This window comes from bacterium, assembly GCA_019695335.1.
Taxonomy (GTDB): domain Bacteria; phylum CLD3; class CLD3; order SB21; family SB21; genus JABWBZ01.
This window is the reverse complement of the sequence record JAIBAF010000078.1, coordinates 1-15,237: the sequence shown is the minus strand read 5'-3', so window position 1 is coordinate 15,237 and position 15,237 is coordinate 1. Positions and strand designations below refer to the sequence as shown.

The 15,237-nt window shown below is 43.2% G+C and carries 11 protein-coding genes and 2 tRNA genes; 5 read left to right on the top strand and 8 right to left on the bottom strand.

What is annotated here, in order from left to right:
- The 5 genes from K1X84_15005 to K1X84_14985 all read left to right on the top strand — a co-directional run.
- The coding region (locus tag K1X84_15005) for a response regulator (protein MBX7152935.1) at positions 1–678 on the top strand (678 nt) is incomplete at its 5' end.
- 3 nt (positions 679–681) lie between these two features.
- Positions 682–1,836 (top strand): chemotaxis-specific protein-glutamate methyltransferase CheB, encoded by a 1,155-nt coding sequence (gene cheB, locus K1X84_15000; GenBank protein ID MBX7152934.1) that lies wholly within the window; start codon positions 682–684, stop codon positions 1,834–1,836.
- Between the two features lie 19 nt (positions 1,837–1,855).
- Positions 1,856–3,547, top strand: a complete 1,692-nt coding sequence (locus tag K1X84_14995; GenBank protein MBX7152933.1) for a hybrid sensor histidine kinase/response regulator — start codon at positions 1,856–1,858, stop codon at positions 3,545–3,547.
- 9 nt (positions 3,548–3,556) lie between these two features.
- A complete protein-coding gene (locus K1X84_14990) occupies positions 3,557–4,312 on the top strand; it encodes a hypothetical protein (protein ID MBX7152932.1) in 756 nt (251 codons plus the stop codon).
- 1 nt (position 4,313) lies between these two features.
- On the top strand, positions 4,314–4,766 hold the full coding sequence (locus K1X84_14985) for a DUF2752 domain-containing protein (protein MBX7152931.1): 453 nt from the start codon (positions 4,314–4,316) through the stop codon (positions 4,764–4,766).
- On the opposite strand, the gene K1X84_14980 is transcribed toward K1X84_14985, so the two are convergent.
- From K1X84_14980 to K1X84_14945, 8 genes are all read right to left on the bottom strand, one after another.
- Entirely contained in the window at positions 4,763–5,635 is an 873-nt protein-coding gene (locus K1X84_14980; protein ID MBX7152930.1) for a sugar ABC transporter permease, read from the bottom strand. The two genes, K1X84_14985 and K1X84_14980, sit on opposite strands and share 4 nt — an antisense overlap.
- Positions 5,636–5,671: 36 nt before the next feature.
- Positions 5,672–5,755, bottom strand: a tRNA-Tyr gene (locus K1X84_14975).
- Positions 5,756–5,799: 44 nt separating this feature from the next.
- Positions 5,800–5,872: transfer RNA gene (locus K1X84_14970), tRNA-Thr, on the bottom strand.
- Between the two features lie 134 nt (positions 5,873–6,006).
- Positions 6,007–7,362 carry a hypothetical protein gene (locus K1X84_14965; GenBank protein ID MBX7152929.1) on the bottom strand — a complete coding sequence of 452 codons (1,356 nt, stop codon included), beginning with the start codon at positions 7,360–7,362 and terminating at the stop codon, positions 6,007–6,009.
- Positions 7,363–7,397: 35 nt separating this feature from the next.
- Positions 7,398–8,741 (bottom strand): outer membrane protein transport protein, encoded by a 1,344-nt coding sequence (locus K1X84_14960; protein ID MBX7152928.1) that lies wholly within the window; start codon positions 8,739–8,741, stop codon positions 7,398–7,400.
- 154 nt (positions 8,742–8,895) lie between these two features.
- Positions 8,896–10,722: a hypothetical protein gene (locus tag K1X84_14955; GenBank protein ID MBX7152927.1), complete on the bottom strand. Its 1,827-nt coding sequence runs from the start codon at positions 10,720–10,722 to the stop codon at positions 8,896–8,898.
- A gap of 16 nt (positions 10,723–10,738) precedes the next feature.
- Complete coding sequence (locus K1X84_14950; protein ID MBX7152926.1) at positions 10,739–13,342, bottom strand: SpoIIE family protein phosphatase; 2,604 nt, start codon at positions 13,340–13,342, stop codon at positions 10,739–10,741.
- Positions 13,343–13,362: 20 nt separating this feature from the next.
- Positions 13,363–15,237, bottom strand: a 1,875-nt coding sequence (locus tag K1X84_14945; protein MBX7152925.1) for a PorV/PorQ family protein, incomplete at its 5' end; no start/stop codon positions are given.

Sequence of the window (15,237 nt, the reverse complement as noted above, 5' to 3'; positions counted from 1 at the left end):
GGTTTGTCCAAATCGACGGCAGCCATTAAAACTGGACAGCATCTTACTAAAATTGAAACCAATAAATTTCCGGCCGTGGTTTTGAGTTCGTTGGGCCGGCGTGTGGCGTTTCTGGTGGATAAATTACTCGACGAGCAGGAAGTCGTCGTTAAAAATTTAGGTAATCAATTGAAGCGCGTGAAAAACGTTGCCGGATCAACGGTTCTTGGCGATGGACGCATTTCGGTCATTCTTAACCCGAACGATCTGATCAAATCGGTACAAGGTTCCGGTACCAAGTTTGTTTTCCGCGAACGTCGTACTCGCGACTTAGTGAAAAAGCGCGTGTTGGTCGTCGACGATTCTATCACGACTCGTACTCTCGAAAAAAATATTCTCGAATCGGCCGGCTATCATGTAACAACAGCGACTAACGGTTTGGAAGGCTATCAAAAACTCTCGGAAGGCGGCTTTGATATTGTGGTGAGCGATGTTGAAATGCCGATGATGACCGGTTTTGAGTTTGCCGAAAAAGTTCGCAAAGAATCGAAATTCCAGGAAATTCCATTTGTTCTTTGTACTTCGTTGGAATCAGAAAAGGACAAACGGAAAGGCATTGAAGTTGGCGCCAATGCGTACATTGTCAAAGGTTCATTCGATCAGTCCAACTTACTTGAAACGATTGAGAAACTATTGTAGCATATGATCAAGATCCTGATCGCTGAAGATTCAATGACGGTAACGATGATCCTTCAGAAGATATTCGCTTCTGAAGAGGAGTTCCAGGTGATCGGAACAGCACGCAACGGTAAAGAAGCGGTTGAGAAAGTACGATTGTTGCGTCCCGATATCGTCACGATGGATATTCGTATGCCGGTCATGGACGGATTCGAAGCGACGAAACAAATCATGACCATTTGTCCGACGCCGATTCTTGTGATCAGTGCTTCAGTCGGTAAAGACGACCTTAACATTGCCTTCAACGCTATTCGTGCCGGTGCACTCGACATCGTTGAGAAGCCCAAAGGCAATCTGGCAATGGACTATGAATATATCGGCCGCGACCTCATCAAAAAAATAAAAATCCTTTCCGGCGTTAAAGTTTTTCACCATGTTTCATCGGTAACGACGCGCGGGACTGAAAAAAAACCGTTAGAGCCGTCGCCGGGTAAACAATCTGCGCGAAGCAGCATGACGGATACGCGTGAATTTTCAAAAGCTGATTTGATTAAATTCGATCGGTCTTTATACACGCGAATTCTTCGGCCCATTCGTCCGATTGAATTGGTCGCTGTAGCTTCCTCGACCGGCGGACCGTCGGCGCTTTTGAAAATTCTAAAAAACCTTCCGCCTAATTTTTCCGTTCCGGTTGCGATTGTGCAACACATCTGCGACGGTTTTGGACAAGGGTTTGTTGATTGGCTTAACAAAGAATGTCCAATCACCGTAAAAACTGCGGAGCGCGGTGAAACGATGACAGCCGGAAATGTGTACATTGCACCGGACGGATATCATATGCTGGTCGATCCGGGAAAGGTTGTTCGGTTAAGTAAATCCATGCCAATCAACGGGCTTCGGCCTTGCGCTACTCTTATGATGGATTCTGCCGCTAAATCGCTCGGTTCAAGCGTCATGGGAGTAATTCTGACCGGGATGGGGCGTGATGGCGCTGATGGCATGAAAACAATCAAGGAACATGGCGGCTTGACATTAGCCCAAAATCAGGAGTCGTGTGTTGTGTTCGGTATGCCGAAAGAAGCTATTGAATTAGGGGTTGTAGATAAAGTTGTATCAATCGATAAAATGGCTGAAGAATTACTTCAGGTCATTAAAGTAGAAAAGCTCGAAAACGCATAAATTTTTTTGAAAGGCTGACGTGGCGAAAGAAAAAATTTTAGTAGTCGATGACAGCGCGACGCAACTAATCATGTATAAGATGGCGCTGTCCAAAGCTGGATACAGAGTCATCAGCGCCAAAAACGGCGTTGAAGGCATGCATATGGTTGAGACGGAAAACCCCGACCTGATTGTCAGCGACATTATCATGCCCGAGCTTAACGGTTATCAATTTTGCAGGCTTGTCAAAGACGATCCTTCTCGCGCCCATACTCCGATTATTTTGTTAACCAGCCTTGGACAACAGCAGGACCGTTTCTGGGGCATCGAAGCCGGCGCCAACAGCTTCGTAACCAAATCAACCGATACTTCAGAGCTTCTCGCTCAGGTTGAGCGCCTGCTGCGTGAAACGGTCAAACCGGAAAAACTTGATTATTCTCAACGCGACGAAGAAAACCTGGATTTGACTACGGTCGACACCAGCGAAGAAAGCATCAAATCGAAAATTAACAGAATTCTTGAAAGATTGCTCTATGAATCGACAGTTTCCAACCGAATGCGGGATCTTTCCCGGTATGCTTATAGCCGAACTGAAATGATTAAGAAGTTTTTTGAATTGTTCGAGCAAATCGTGGAGTACCATGCGGCCGCTGTGTCGCTATTTTCAAAAGATGAAGCACATGTAACTTTTGATATTCAGAAAACAGTTCAGGAAAAGTTTTTAGATAAATGTGTCGGGCTCATTACATCACAGGAATTTAATCCTGAGAAAATCCGGCTTGGGGTTGCCAAGGCGGCTCGAAGAGATGTTTTGAAACCGGAGCGAGTTGGAACGGACGGTTCCAGCGACGTTAATTCGTTCTTAGTGATTCCGATGCGCGATGAGCATCAGGTTATCGGTTCGATTGCCGTGTTTACTCCCGATACGTTTGCATACAATAAAGACATTTTCAAGTTGCTGCAACTAATAACGCGTGAGATGGTATTGACAATGCGTTACATTACCAAACTCGAAGAAATTGAAAGAATTAAAACAAATTTTACCTCGACTATCGTTAATGATTTGCGCGGCCCTATCATTGCCAATCAGAGTTTTGTGGAAGCGTTGTATCACGAGCATGTCGATCCGGTCACGGAAGATCAAAAAGAAATTCTGGGTAGTATTCTTGCCAATAATAAAAAGCTTCTCACATTTATCAATGATATTCTTGACATTACCCGGATCGATTCCGGCACACTTGAAATTTTCCCCGAAAATAATTCTTTAAAAAGCGTGGTCGATGAAGCGATTCGTAATATGCGCATCCTTGCTCAGCAAAAAGAAATTGAATTGATCAATGAAATCGAAACCGAAGATCTGACAGCCTTTTTTGATGGACAAAAAATTGTACAGGTTTTAAATAATCTGATTTCTAACAGCATTAAATTTACTCCTAATGGCGGATCCGTTGCCATCAATGCCGATGAAGACAGTCATGGCGGTGTACGATTTTCGATACGGGATACCGGTATCGGTATACCTGAAGAAGATTTGCCGCATATTTTTGAAAAATATAAAAAGACCGGCGGTGTGTTTACCAGCGATGAACACGCGGGGGGAGGCGGTACGGGATTGGGCCTCGCAATTTGTAAATCCATTATTGAGGCGCATCAAGGAAAAATTGAAGTGGAAAGCAAAGTGGGCGAGGGGACGTCATTTTTCTTTACGCTGAACGTTAAACCCCACGCATAAGGAGTCGGAATGGATTTCTTTCTGGAAGATTCAGAAGAGAAAATTGATCTCAGTGAGGAAGAAAAAAATCGTATTGAACCCCTGCTTGAAAAGCTTGTACGCGAAAGCTCTCAGCAAGGCGTGAGTGTAGTTGCGCTGAAAAATGCTAAAATTTCACGGCCGATCTTGGTGCAAATGGCCAAACAAGGCAATACGCACGCCAGTTATGTTTTAAGTGAATTGAACCTTCGGGGTATTTTAGAGGAAGCTAAAAATCCGGATACGAAGGAAGAAGTGGCGGTCGAAATGTTGGGACGGCTGGTTTTGTGCAATGTACCGGTGATACGCCGTCGAGCGATTCATATATTACTGAAAGTCAGTTCAGATAAGTTAATCGAAGTTCTCAATGACAAGGCCTTACCTCCTAACCTGCGGAATGAAATCTTTATCGACGTTGTATCCGATGAAGAGACGTCCTTACGAGTTATGTTGCGGCTGCTACGCAATACGGCAACGCCGCAAGATGTAAAAGAAAAGATAGTAACTCGGATTGCCCGAATACGAAAGATCGTCGAAGAAAATTCTTCGCAGATCATTGATTGGAATCACCGGATTGACGATCTTGAAAAAAGAAAACGCATCAAATTTCATACAATTGAGAAATACCATAAAGAAGTGATGGAGTCGATTGATGAATTCAAAACTATTCCGAATTTTGTAATGGATTTAAAATTTGACGTTGAACTTGCGTTCGAAAATTTAAAAAATACCGTTAAAGATTCTTAACATGAATTCCAACGTAGCTCCGTATGATTCGGAAGCATTTGCCTTTTCTGCACTACCGTATGCGATTTTCCTATGTATATTTTTAATCATAATGTTTCTCTCATACTATTTAACCCCGTCAGCCACTGGTTATGGCACGCATGAGCAACTCGGTCTTCCACCGTGTGGGTTTTTGACAATAACCGGCTATCCATGCCCTTCATGCGGGCTCACGACATCCTTTGCTTATTTTGCACATGGCAATTTCTCAGCATCAGTAATCGTGCAGCCGTTTGGCGCTTTGTTATTTCTGACGTTGAATGGCTTGGCGATATTGGCCGTATGGGCAATTGCGAAGAAAATCCCTTTTTCCGGAGTGATGAGTTCGGACTATATGGAATGGGGACAATATGGAATGTTATTTTTGTTGCTAATGAGTTGGGGTTACAAAATCGTAATAATGAAAATCCTCTAAGACGTTTCTTTTGCTTTTAATAATCGAATTTGAAGCCACGCAAAAATTCCGATGATCAAAAGTAAAACATAAGCCATCGCCGAAGCATATCCCATCTGAAAATCTCTGAATCCCAGTTCGTATATTCTGTAGATCATGGTCGTCGTAGCGTACAGTGGTCCGCCTTTTGTCATCATAAAAATTTCCGTGAAAATCTGAAAACTTTTAATGGTATTAATGACCAACGCAAACAGAATCATTGGCCTCAGCTGGGGTAATGTAATATGCCAGAATTTTTGAATGGCATTGGCTCCGGCGAGTTCAGCATTTTCAAATAAATCGGCTGGTATATTCTGAATGGCGGCCAGAAATAAAACCGCATAATAACCTGTACTCACTAAAATGTCCATCATCATTATACTCAATAAAGCCGTTTGGTCATTGAGTAGCAGTCCGCGTTTTTGAACGTCTAATCCCAGAAATTGCGCCAGTAAGCTGAGATAACCGTCGTGGGCATAAAACTGAATAAATATCAGCGCAATGACCGTTACTGAGACTATGGACGGTACAAAGACGGAGGTTCGTATAAACGATTTTAATGTTTTGGTCAAATGAATTGCATTGGCCAATAGGACTGAGAAAGCAATAGTAAATGGGATTGTCACAATGCAGAATATGATGGTATTTTTCAACGCTGTCCAAAACAAAGGATCAGAAAAAAGCTTTTCATAGTGCGCTATGCCTACTGATCTGGCCGATGCTGTATTGAGTAAACTATAGTCAGTGAAACTGAGATAAAGTGAAAAAACAAATGGATAGAGCCAAAATACAATAAACGTGAGCAGCCAAGGAAGAACAAAGAGGAATGGATGTAAATATAATTTTCTCATAATTAAAAAAGCCTTACTTTCGTAAGGCTTCTTGAGTGGGCAGTGAAGGATTTGAACCTCCGTAGGGCATAGCCCGACAGATTTACAGTCTGTTGCGATTGACCACTCCGCCAACTGCCCGAAAAAAAATTTAAAGAACGGGATGTAAAAAAATCGTGCATCAGAGCTGGTGGGCGGAATTGAACCGTCGACCTACTGATTACAAGTCAGTTGCTCTACCAGCTGAGCTACACCAGCATAAAAATGAAAGTATAATCAAAAAATGCGGCTCAATATATCGAAGCGGAAATAAAAAGTCAATATAAAAGAAACGAGTACATAAAAAAACCCATTCCAACAATCGTCAGAATGGGTTTTTATTTTTAAAAAAATTACGGATACACAATAAATTGGTTTAAGTCTACTTCCGGTACCGTACTATTGTAATGTACGTTGATTGCTTTGATCATTTCGTTAGCAAGAACCGCATATCCAAGCGTGCTGGGATGAACACCGTCAAGGCTAAACAATCCACCGCTGATGAAATCGGTTTTTACACGAAGCCCGCTTCCAATGGAATAACCGGAACCGGTTGGTCCGGATACAGCCGCGACGTTGCTAAAAAATGAATTTAAATCAGCAACGGGAATGTTGTGAGCGGCTGCAACGGTTGCAATTACTTGATTGTAGCCGTTCACGATATTTGTAATATTCGTTACCTCCGTATTGGTCAATGTGAATTGACCACCTAAAGCATTACTCGGGTGTAAACCATAAGGAGCTGGTGCGCCGGCACCGAAATCAGTTCTTCCGATGTAGCGGCTGGCGGTTAAAGTTACGTACCTTACATCCGTTTCGGTCGTGTATATCTTTGCTTTAGTCAAAGGATTGAGATTAACCGTGACTGAATCTTTATTAACAGCTGTAAAAAACGGTATCGAAGTGACATTCGGAATGTTTGCGATTATCAGATCTGCATTCAATGTCAAAAGGCTATCGATTGCCCGGCTATATCCGTCCGAGAAATTATATCCGAGAGCAGTTGCCAGCGGGTCACTTGAATTCACAGGAGTATATGGGGGAACTCCCGCTATTGCCTGAAAATTACCGTTCAAACCGGCGCCGTTGGTGGCATAGCCAAGAATATCATTATTGCCTAAGTGAAAGGATATCAGCGTAGCGGGTGAACCAGCTGCAGCCATCGCTTTAAGATTTGCAAATTGCGTATTGCCGCGCACAATCGCATTGAATAAAGTGTTTGAAGTACTTCCGAGTCGAGTAGCTTGCCAGCAAGTTGTATTGCTAGTCGCATTTAAGAAGTCATACAAAAATGCACCGGGCACACCCAAATTTTCATACGGTGTTGGTTGGAGAGAATTGGTCGGTGTTGTTGAGATAATAGATCCGATCAAGTTAGGAGAACCGGTAGTAGGGGAGAAACTTGGATTACCAAAAAAAAGCGAACCGGCAGTTCCTGAATCTGGAAATGGATTATAAGTCATGTCTACGCCCAATTGTCCAGCAATCATACGTGGATAACTGTTTGTTTGGAAAGTTGCTCTTAGTCCGCCATTTTGATAACCAGCTGTTAAGCTGTTTCCTATAGCGACATATTTAGTGAAGTCGGCGGTACCATTGCTGAAATTACCGCTTGGTGCACCGGGATAATCCGGTGTACAGGCAGAGTAAATGATCAAAAGAGACAGGCTGCCTGCAATCATTAGCCTATTCAAAAATTTGGTTTTCATTTATGTTTCCTCCAAAAAAGTTTGTTTGATCCAAATTATTTACCACCGAATGAATAGCCGAAACTCAACGAGAACAGGTTAACATGGGATTGATAGATACCGTCATATCCATCAACATTTTTTCCCTTGGTGCTGCGTTCTTTGAAAAGTACGGCCATATAAGCGGCATCGATATGCATGGATTCGGAAAGTTTATAACCAAAACCAATTGAAAGATCGTTACGGTTAGCATCCGGTAATAACGGATTGACAGTTTCAGTTGGGGCGGGGGTTTTATCATAAATATAGCCTAAACGCCCGGCAAATTTATCAGTAAACCAATATTCGCCTCCTAAACGAACTTGCCATGTATTATCGTAATTTTCTTCTAAAAGAGAAGAAGGCGTGATATGATTGTCAGGAAATTCAATATAAACTTGCTTAAAAGTACTCCATCCGACATATTCGAAATCTAATCCAACATTCCATTTTTCATTGGGTTTGTATCCGACGCCTATAGCAATACTGTTGGGAGTATTGACTTGGGTACTTCCGTCCTGTTTTAATCCGCCAAATGCCGCACTGTTCAAAGTAGTCGCAACCGTGTTGTCAACGACGGCATTGCCGGTAACAATTTGTTTGAATTTTGCAGTTCCATCGTATTTGTTATGCAACAAATGTTTGTAATCGACACCAACCGACCATTTTTCATTGACCTGATAAAATGCGCCTAAGTGCCATCCGAAAGAAGGATCGTTGGTCCCTTTGAGATTGACTTGAGCTACATCATAAACTATAGTATTGGTTCCGTCAAAAAATGTCTGAGCATTATTTCTTCTAAGAGTTACCTTTGAATATACATAATCGATGCTTGCGCCGACTGAGAATTTATCATTGAATTTATACGAGAAAGTAGGAGAAATGTGAACGGTTTGAATTTCGGCTTTGATTGAACGGAATCGTCCGCTATAGTCAGGTTGGTCCCAGAATGTACCTAATCCGAATGGAACTGTAAAAGCTATAGCCGCAGCCATTTTCTCGTCAATATTATATACGGTGTAAAAGTGAAACGGAAAAAAGACTTGATCTTTGGCTTTGTCACGAGTACCAACGCCAGGAGAGGGGCTGAGCCCTTGGAACTTACTCAATGATTGCACCGGAGTAATACCGCCATAGATACGCCATTGACCTGCAGTTCCAAACATGGAAAGGCCGGCAGGATTGTAAAAAGCAGCCGATGCATCCCACGGCCGGGCCGTGAAAGCTCCCGCCTGCGACGTTGCTCGGGCGCCTTGTTCATAAATCGAGAAACCACCGGCGAAAGCCGCTTCAGTTGTGAGCCAAACCATGGCTACAGCTATGGCTGCTCGAAAAGTCGTTGTCATCAAAGATGATTTCATCTTCATCCTCCTAAGTTAGGTTGATACAAACACCGTAAAGTACAGCAATTAAAACCGTAACGTTCTTTTAAAATTTTGCAAAAATATTTGGGGATAGAACAAGATAAGACAGGCAAAAACTATTCAAATTCGATTTGAGAGTCAACAGGTATTTTTAAGGCTTCAGGATTAAAAAGTCATCGAAAGTCACATGAACTTCCGGTAACACGGCCAAACCTATATTGCCTTTGGTAAACGTGGTATCATTGATCGTAGCTACTTCACGGCCGTTGATAAATAGAGAAAATGAGCTGCCAACTCCTCGTACGCGTAATGTGTTTTCACTGTTAAGCTTGATGGCGTCGGATCGGGCCCAATCGTGCAGATAACTCCAATTGCCGTATAAATATTTTCCGGCGCAAAATTGTCCGTCGCCGTTAATAAAAAAAATGTAACCGTCGTTCGGTCCAAATATCCTGAACATTATCCCGTATCCGCTGACGCTGGAACCGTCAGTCCATAAAGTTTTTACGGATGCATCAAAATCAGTATAGGGCTTTTCGATCCAGGATGAATTGCCATATTCCGGATCGTACATGTGGTAGGCATTGTCTTTTACAAAATTATATTGGTCTTCATACCAACCGTTTTTTTGAGAAAAATCATCGGTGTATAAGATGCGATCTTCATCGGCGTACCGGACAGATGTTTTGAGTTTAGCTGTTTTTGCGCCGCTGAAAGTCAGTGATTCTTTTTTGAGCAGATCAGGATCAAATTTTTTAGAAATATTCAGATAATCCGAATCGTACGTTCCGTCTGCATTGTCATCAATCCAGCCAATTTGCCCAAGTGTGTATTCGCAGATAATCAGTTCATTACTTTTCATCAGGCACGGATCTTTTTTTCCGCCTTCTTCATGGTTACCATTAACTACGTTGAGACGTCCGGATTTATCATTTAATCCGCTCGAACCTTTATATTCATCCAATGCATTAAATATATGGCCTGTTTCGTGAGCTACTACTTTCCAAACCTGATTGAATCCCCAGCCGTTGCATTGATTGGAAATAACCATGTATGGTCCGCCGAGATAAGCCCAGGCAATTCCTGATTTTTCCGCAAAATAACCGTCATCATCATTGGTTGCAGGTACTACATAAATCACATAGGCCCAATCGGTTTGATATTTATCGCGAAGATCATTGGAATATTCACGATTCAAAGTGTAATCTTCATCGTTTTTATATCCAAGTTGACCGATGCAATCGTTGATCCAAAGAATGCTCTCATCTTTGGTTCGATTGATAGGTTCATATTGGGTTTTAAGGCTTTGAATCTCATACGTCCACGACAGGCCTGCTTTGTATCCACCGATTTCTGCCCACCAATCCAAGCCTTTGTAAATCTGATTGAGCGCGTCTTCTTTGTCTTCTTCCGTCCATGTTTCGGTTTTTTTATCGAGTTGTCCGTTAGATTCCACGAAGACAACGCCTACGGCAACCGAACCCATCATGTATTCGCTGGTCAGATAAAAATTCTTTTGCCCGCGAAGGACAAATTTGTTATTCGTGTTTTCGAGATCCGGCGCCTTTACCGTATTATGATCCTGTTGTCCTTTCGGTTCACCGTCGCGTGTGACGAGGGTCTTGACGAACGTTGAATTCCATGTTGTGATAGCGAGTTTTTCATTGGCAGAAAATTCTTTTCCGTTGGCCTGCAACGATTGATTCGTAATGGTTTTAACCCATCCCGTTTTCTGCAATGCCTTCTCGGATTTTTCTGTGAGATATCCTTGTAAAATATTGGGTGGAAATAGGTGAGTAATGTGTCCGCCGGATTTTTCGACAATGTCACGGGTTTGAAGCAGTTCGTTGTGATCGGTCGATTTTAAGAGGATGAGGGAGCGGCGGCCTTCAAATAAAGACTGGTTTTGACCGTAGGATGTCATACCAATGATCGACAAACCAGTAAAGATGAAAGAAAATTTTATAGAAAACCGCATAAACCGATTGAGTAAATTATTCTTCAACTTCCGATGTTTCTTTGGTTGAATCAGCTTCCTGCGTCTCCGTTTGAGTTGCGGTTCTGCTTTGCATAATACGGTCCACAATCGATCCGGTATCTCGATTGTCCGCTTTGATGACTTCGCCATCCATGGTAACAAGAGGGGTTCCGGGCATCTTGAAGTGGCGTTTGGATTTCGAACGTTGTGTAACAAAGGCTTGTCGTTTTTCGGCTGTATTAAGACGCATGCGAATCAGTTCGTCGTAAATACGTTTTTCGGATAATATGGTAAATCCATATTCTTCGGTATTTAAAGTATTGCTGATCATTTTCGGTCCGAAATCAGGGTTCTTCCTGATAACGTCAAAAATTCTCGCACGTTGCTCTATGCTCAGATGTTTCGCTTCTATATTGGATGAATCTTCCTGAACTTTCAAACCTTCGTCGCCTAATTCATTATATTTCTTCCGATATTTATAATACGTCGAAGTCGAAATATTCGCTTTAGCACACGCCTCTTTCACGCTCATGCCTTCGTCAACCATAGTGATCAGATTCTTACGCATCTTAAACAGAACGTCCGAAGCGGCCATGTTTTCTTTAATAGCAAGGAATGTAATGTCATCGTTTTGTGGGGCGCCTTGCGTAAACATCAGAATTTCCTGGCGCATGCTTTCAACGAATTGTTTCGCGTCGAGAGGGGCGAATTTACGGATGGATTCGAGAAAACGTTCATCTCCAAATAAATCGCGCTGCGGATTCATGGCTTCTGTGATACCATCGGTATAGCAAACGAGAATATCGTCTTCGCGCAATTTGATCGTATCAGTTTGAATCGATTGTGCAAACAGATTGCGGTCGGGGAGAGAAATGCCGACAGGAAATCCCCGCGGATTGAGGTAATAAGTTTGTTTGCTTGATGCGCGATGCAAGATCATAGGATTGTGACCGGCGCTGGCGTAGTGAATAACGCGGTTTCGTGAATCGAGTATGATATAGAACATAGTGACGAACATACCTTTTTTCATATCGTCGACTACGAAGTCATTAACTTTAGCCAGCACTTCACCGGGATTTTTATTGCCACGCGCTTCAAGGCGCAACGCCGTCCTGATCATCGTCATTACGAGCGAACCCGGCACGCCTTTGCCGGATACGTCGGCTACAACGATGCCAATCGTATGGTCATCTACGACAACGAAATCAAATAAGTCGCCGCCGACTTCTTTTGCAGATTCATAATGCGTCGCGAGATCGTAGCCTTCCACTTCCGGGAAAGACAACGGCAAGAGCATGTGCTGAATTTCCTGCGCGACTTGAATTTCTTTTTGTAATTGCTTCTGTTGAACGAGTCCGATCTGTGCCTTGCGGAATTTTTGGGCCATATCGCTGAAAGCTTGTGCAATTTCACCGACCTCGTTCGATGTATCAATATCCATATCATCGGTAACGGTTTCATGACCGGCGCTACGGATCCAGTCCGTAAGTTTTTGGAACGGACTGATGATACGGGCAACGAGGATAGCAATGCCGCTATAACCGAGCAATAATACGAGAATAGCCAATACCAGGCCGAGGAGTTTCAAGCCGGCCATTTCATCTTGAAGCGTTTGCTCGGCGACGATCACGTGCGAATAACCTAATAAATTGGCTTCAGAAATCGTATTACCACGATAAACCGGCGTTACGACATCGTATACCGGAACTTCGTTGTACTGATAGCGGTATATATTGACCGCTTGCAATAATGCAGGATTGGCAATCCTATTGGATAAAGAGTCATACTCAGGCTGCTGTTCCGGTTCTTCGAGCATGTACAACGCGTGCTCATCAGGGACTTGATAAAGGCCCAGGCTGGACCGGTTGGAAGACGCAAAAATTCGATTCTGATTATCGACAACAAAAATATCGGCAATAAATTTGTTGTTATCTTTTTTCAATTGTTCCGCAATCTGGAAAATAGCCAGATCGTTGAAATTGGTCATGTAGTCGGCGCTCGAGGAAGACATTGTTGCGGAAATAGCCCTGATTCGCTTCAACATTTCATTTTCAAGATTGCTCGACTGAACTTTATTGAATAAGATATAACCGCCAATAACAAATAGGGTAAGCGCCGCCGATGAAATAATGGCGTAACGGTTTTTGAGATTGATCTGTTTGATGGCCGATTTGGCGCGTGCGCCTTGCGGTTTACGATATTTGACAAGCCGTAATTCATTGCCTTCCGTCGTTACGTGGTAGTCAATCTCATCCATCAATTTCTGGAGCATAAAAATACCAAGACCGCCTTTTTTTCCGATCTTGATATATTCCTGCATGTTCGGAGCTTTGGCGTTGCGGGGATCAAACGTCTTACCCTGATCGATAACGACGATCGTAAGGCTGGACGATTTTACAATAGCACGCATGGTGACATAGCCTTGACCAGGCATGTCGCGATAACTGTGACGAATAATGTTGGTAACGGCTTCGTCGGTGGCTAATTTTAGTGAGCCGATGACTTTTTCTTCGAAACCGTTTTTGCGGCCGATCTTTACAACGAAATCCCTGAGTTCGCCGAGATATTTCATATCGGCCGGAACTTTGATTTCTTCTTTGTGTGAAGTTTTAAAAAGCATGGCTTGAACTTAATGCAATTTTATTTCTTTTGATTGTTTTGTTGATTTTGCAGAGCGCGCAATTGTTCCTCAGCTTTATCGATGGCATTAAGAACGCGTTTATTGTAAGGATCGTTTTCCAGGATCCGTTGCCACAAGATAATCGCTTGCTGATATTTTCCCTCTACGTAAAGATCGACGCCCTGTAAATACATTTTTTCCGTATTGCCTTCGAGATTTTTGAAAGTAGCGAACGCACGAACGATGGATTTCTTATGATATTCTTTAACGGTTTCGTTGCTTGGGTCGAGCAACAAGGCTTTTTCAAATGATTCCATTGCTTCCTGGTATTCACCGCGTTGATAAGCATCAAGACCGGTACGAGTGGTTTCGAGGAAAGTCAGGCGCGTGCTGATCCGTTTGAGTTCCGAATCGATTTCTTTTTGGACATTTTGGTTGGTCGGATCGAGCGCGCGTGCTTCGCTGAGCAACTTGAGCGCTTCGGCAAAATTGTTGGCTGCCGCACTGGCACGAGCTTTGGCGATAAAAGAACCGATACGTTTATCAAGCAATGAACGCGTTTCAGTCAGGGAGGCTTGAATGTCTTTGTTATTCGGATCGCGTTCGAGTGCAGTTTGAAACTCATTGATCGCCGCCAGGAAATCACCTTTTTGAATGTATTGGTAACCTTTGCGGTAATGATCTTTGACGAATTTTTCATTTTCAGCGACGACGGTCAGTTGTTTCATCGATTCCGCCGTATCGGCCAATTGGGCGGCGAGTTGATTATCCATAGCAGAGTTGATGCTGTCGAGATACAACTTGGCCTGTTCGTTATTTGGATCGAGCGCGGATACATTTTCAAATTCCACCAAAGCCTGAATAAGTTTTCCGTCTTTGAAAAGTTCTTTACCGACGGAGGAGTGTTCCTTGATGGCTTTGGTTCTGGCAACTTCCTGTGTGCGGGTGATTAATCGCTGATCTTCTTCGAGACGGCGGTTCTTTGCGATTTGAATTTGTTCTTCGATGGTTTTACCGAAGTTCACCGTCAAAGAAACGCGGTGAAGGGTAGTCCCGACGGCGTTGCCGATATTGACAGAATAATCCACCTGGAATCGTTGAAATTGTTTGAATTCCGTGCCCATGCCGAGCGCAATTTTTCCGTTGTCAAATCCGCCGCGAAACGTCAGGAAAGGATTGTATGAAAACTCACCGCCAAAAAATATGCGTGAATTTATACTTTTGGGTTTAGTCGGTCCGGATTTGTCTAAATTGCTTTTATGAATTTTAATTAGATTTAAATCCGATGTAAGCGTGAGCCGGTGCAGTTGTTCACCGCCGAATAACAGATCTTTGGCCACACCGAATTTAATATTCAACGGGTCAACATATTCATCCGTAATCAGTTTCATCCGAGGTGCAACAAGATTTTGAACATTCATACCAACGGATAAATTTCTCAAAAAAGCGTTATCTGACTCAGGCCTGTAGAGCAATCCAAAATCCAATCCAGTACCGATAGAACTGACGGAACCGCCGTTGTTGCCATTTCCAGGAGACGCAATGCGTGTTGCTTTAAATGTCGCACCGACAGCCAAACCAAACCAAGGCAGTTTTTTTCCATAGGACAAATAGAATTCTTCTTCATCGTACGATGCATTTTCGTCAATCAGATCAAAATTCTCGCTGTAAAGCTGAATATCGGTTACCGCTAATCTTGTGATTCCCATTCCGAAGGAACCGAAATTGACGAAAGGATACGTAAAGCCTGCAAAATTGTAATAAGCGCCAACGAGTGTAGAGTGATAGGCAACGACGTTCGATTGCGTGATATAATCCAGTCCGGCCGGATTCCAGAAGACTGCCGAGCCATCATTGGCGATGGCGGTAAATGCCTGGCCGAATCCTTGCGCACG

What these genes read in the sequence shown, in the direction of transcription:
- K1X84_14990 (MBX7152932.1), top strand. Translation starts at nt 3,557, where the DNA reads ATGGATTTCTTTCTGGAAGATTCAGAAGAGAAAATTGATCTCAGTGAG.
- K1X84_14950 (MBX7152926.1), bottom strand. Translation starts at nt 13,342, where the DNA reads ATGCTTTTTAAAACTTCACACAAAGAAGAAATCAAAGTTCCGGCCGAT.
- K1X84_14980 (MBX7152930.1), bottom strand. Translation starts at nt 5,635, where the DNA reads ATGAGAAAATTATATTTACATCCATTCCTCTTTGTTCTTCCTTGGCTG.
- K1X84_14985 (MBX7152931.1), top strand. Translation starts at nt 4,314, where the DNA reads ATGAATTCCAACGTAGCTCCGTATGATTCGGAAGCATTTGCCTTTTCT.
- K1X84_14960 (MBX7152928.1), bottom strand. Translation starts at nt 8,741, where the DNA reads ATGAAATCATCTTTGATGACAACGACTTTTCGAGCAGCCATAGCTGTA.
- K1X84_14955 (MBX7152927.1), bottom strand. Translation starts at nt 10,722, where the DNA reads ATGCGGTTTTCTATAAAATTTTCTTTCATCTTTACTGGTTTGTCGATC.
- K1X84_14965 (MBX7152929.1), bottom strand. Translation starts at nt 7,362, where the DNA reads ATGAAAACCAAATTTTTGAATAGGCTAATGATTGCAGGCAGCCTGTCT.
- cheB (MBX7152934.1), top strand. Translation starts at nt 682, where the DNA reads ATGATCAAGATCCTGATCGCTGAAGATTCAATGACGGTAACGATGATC.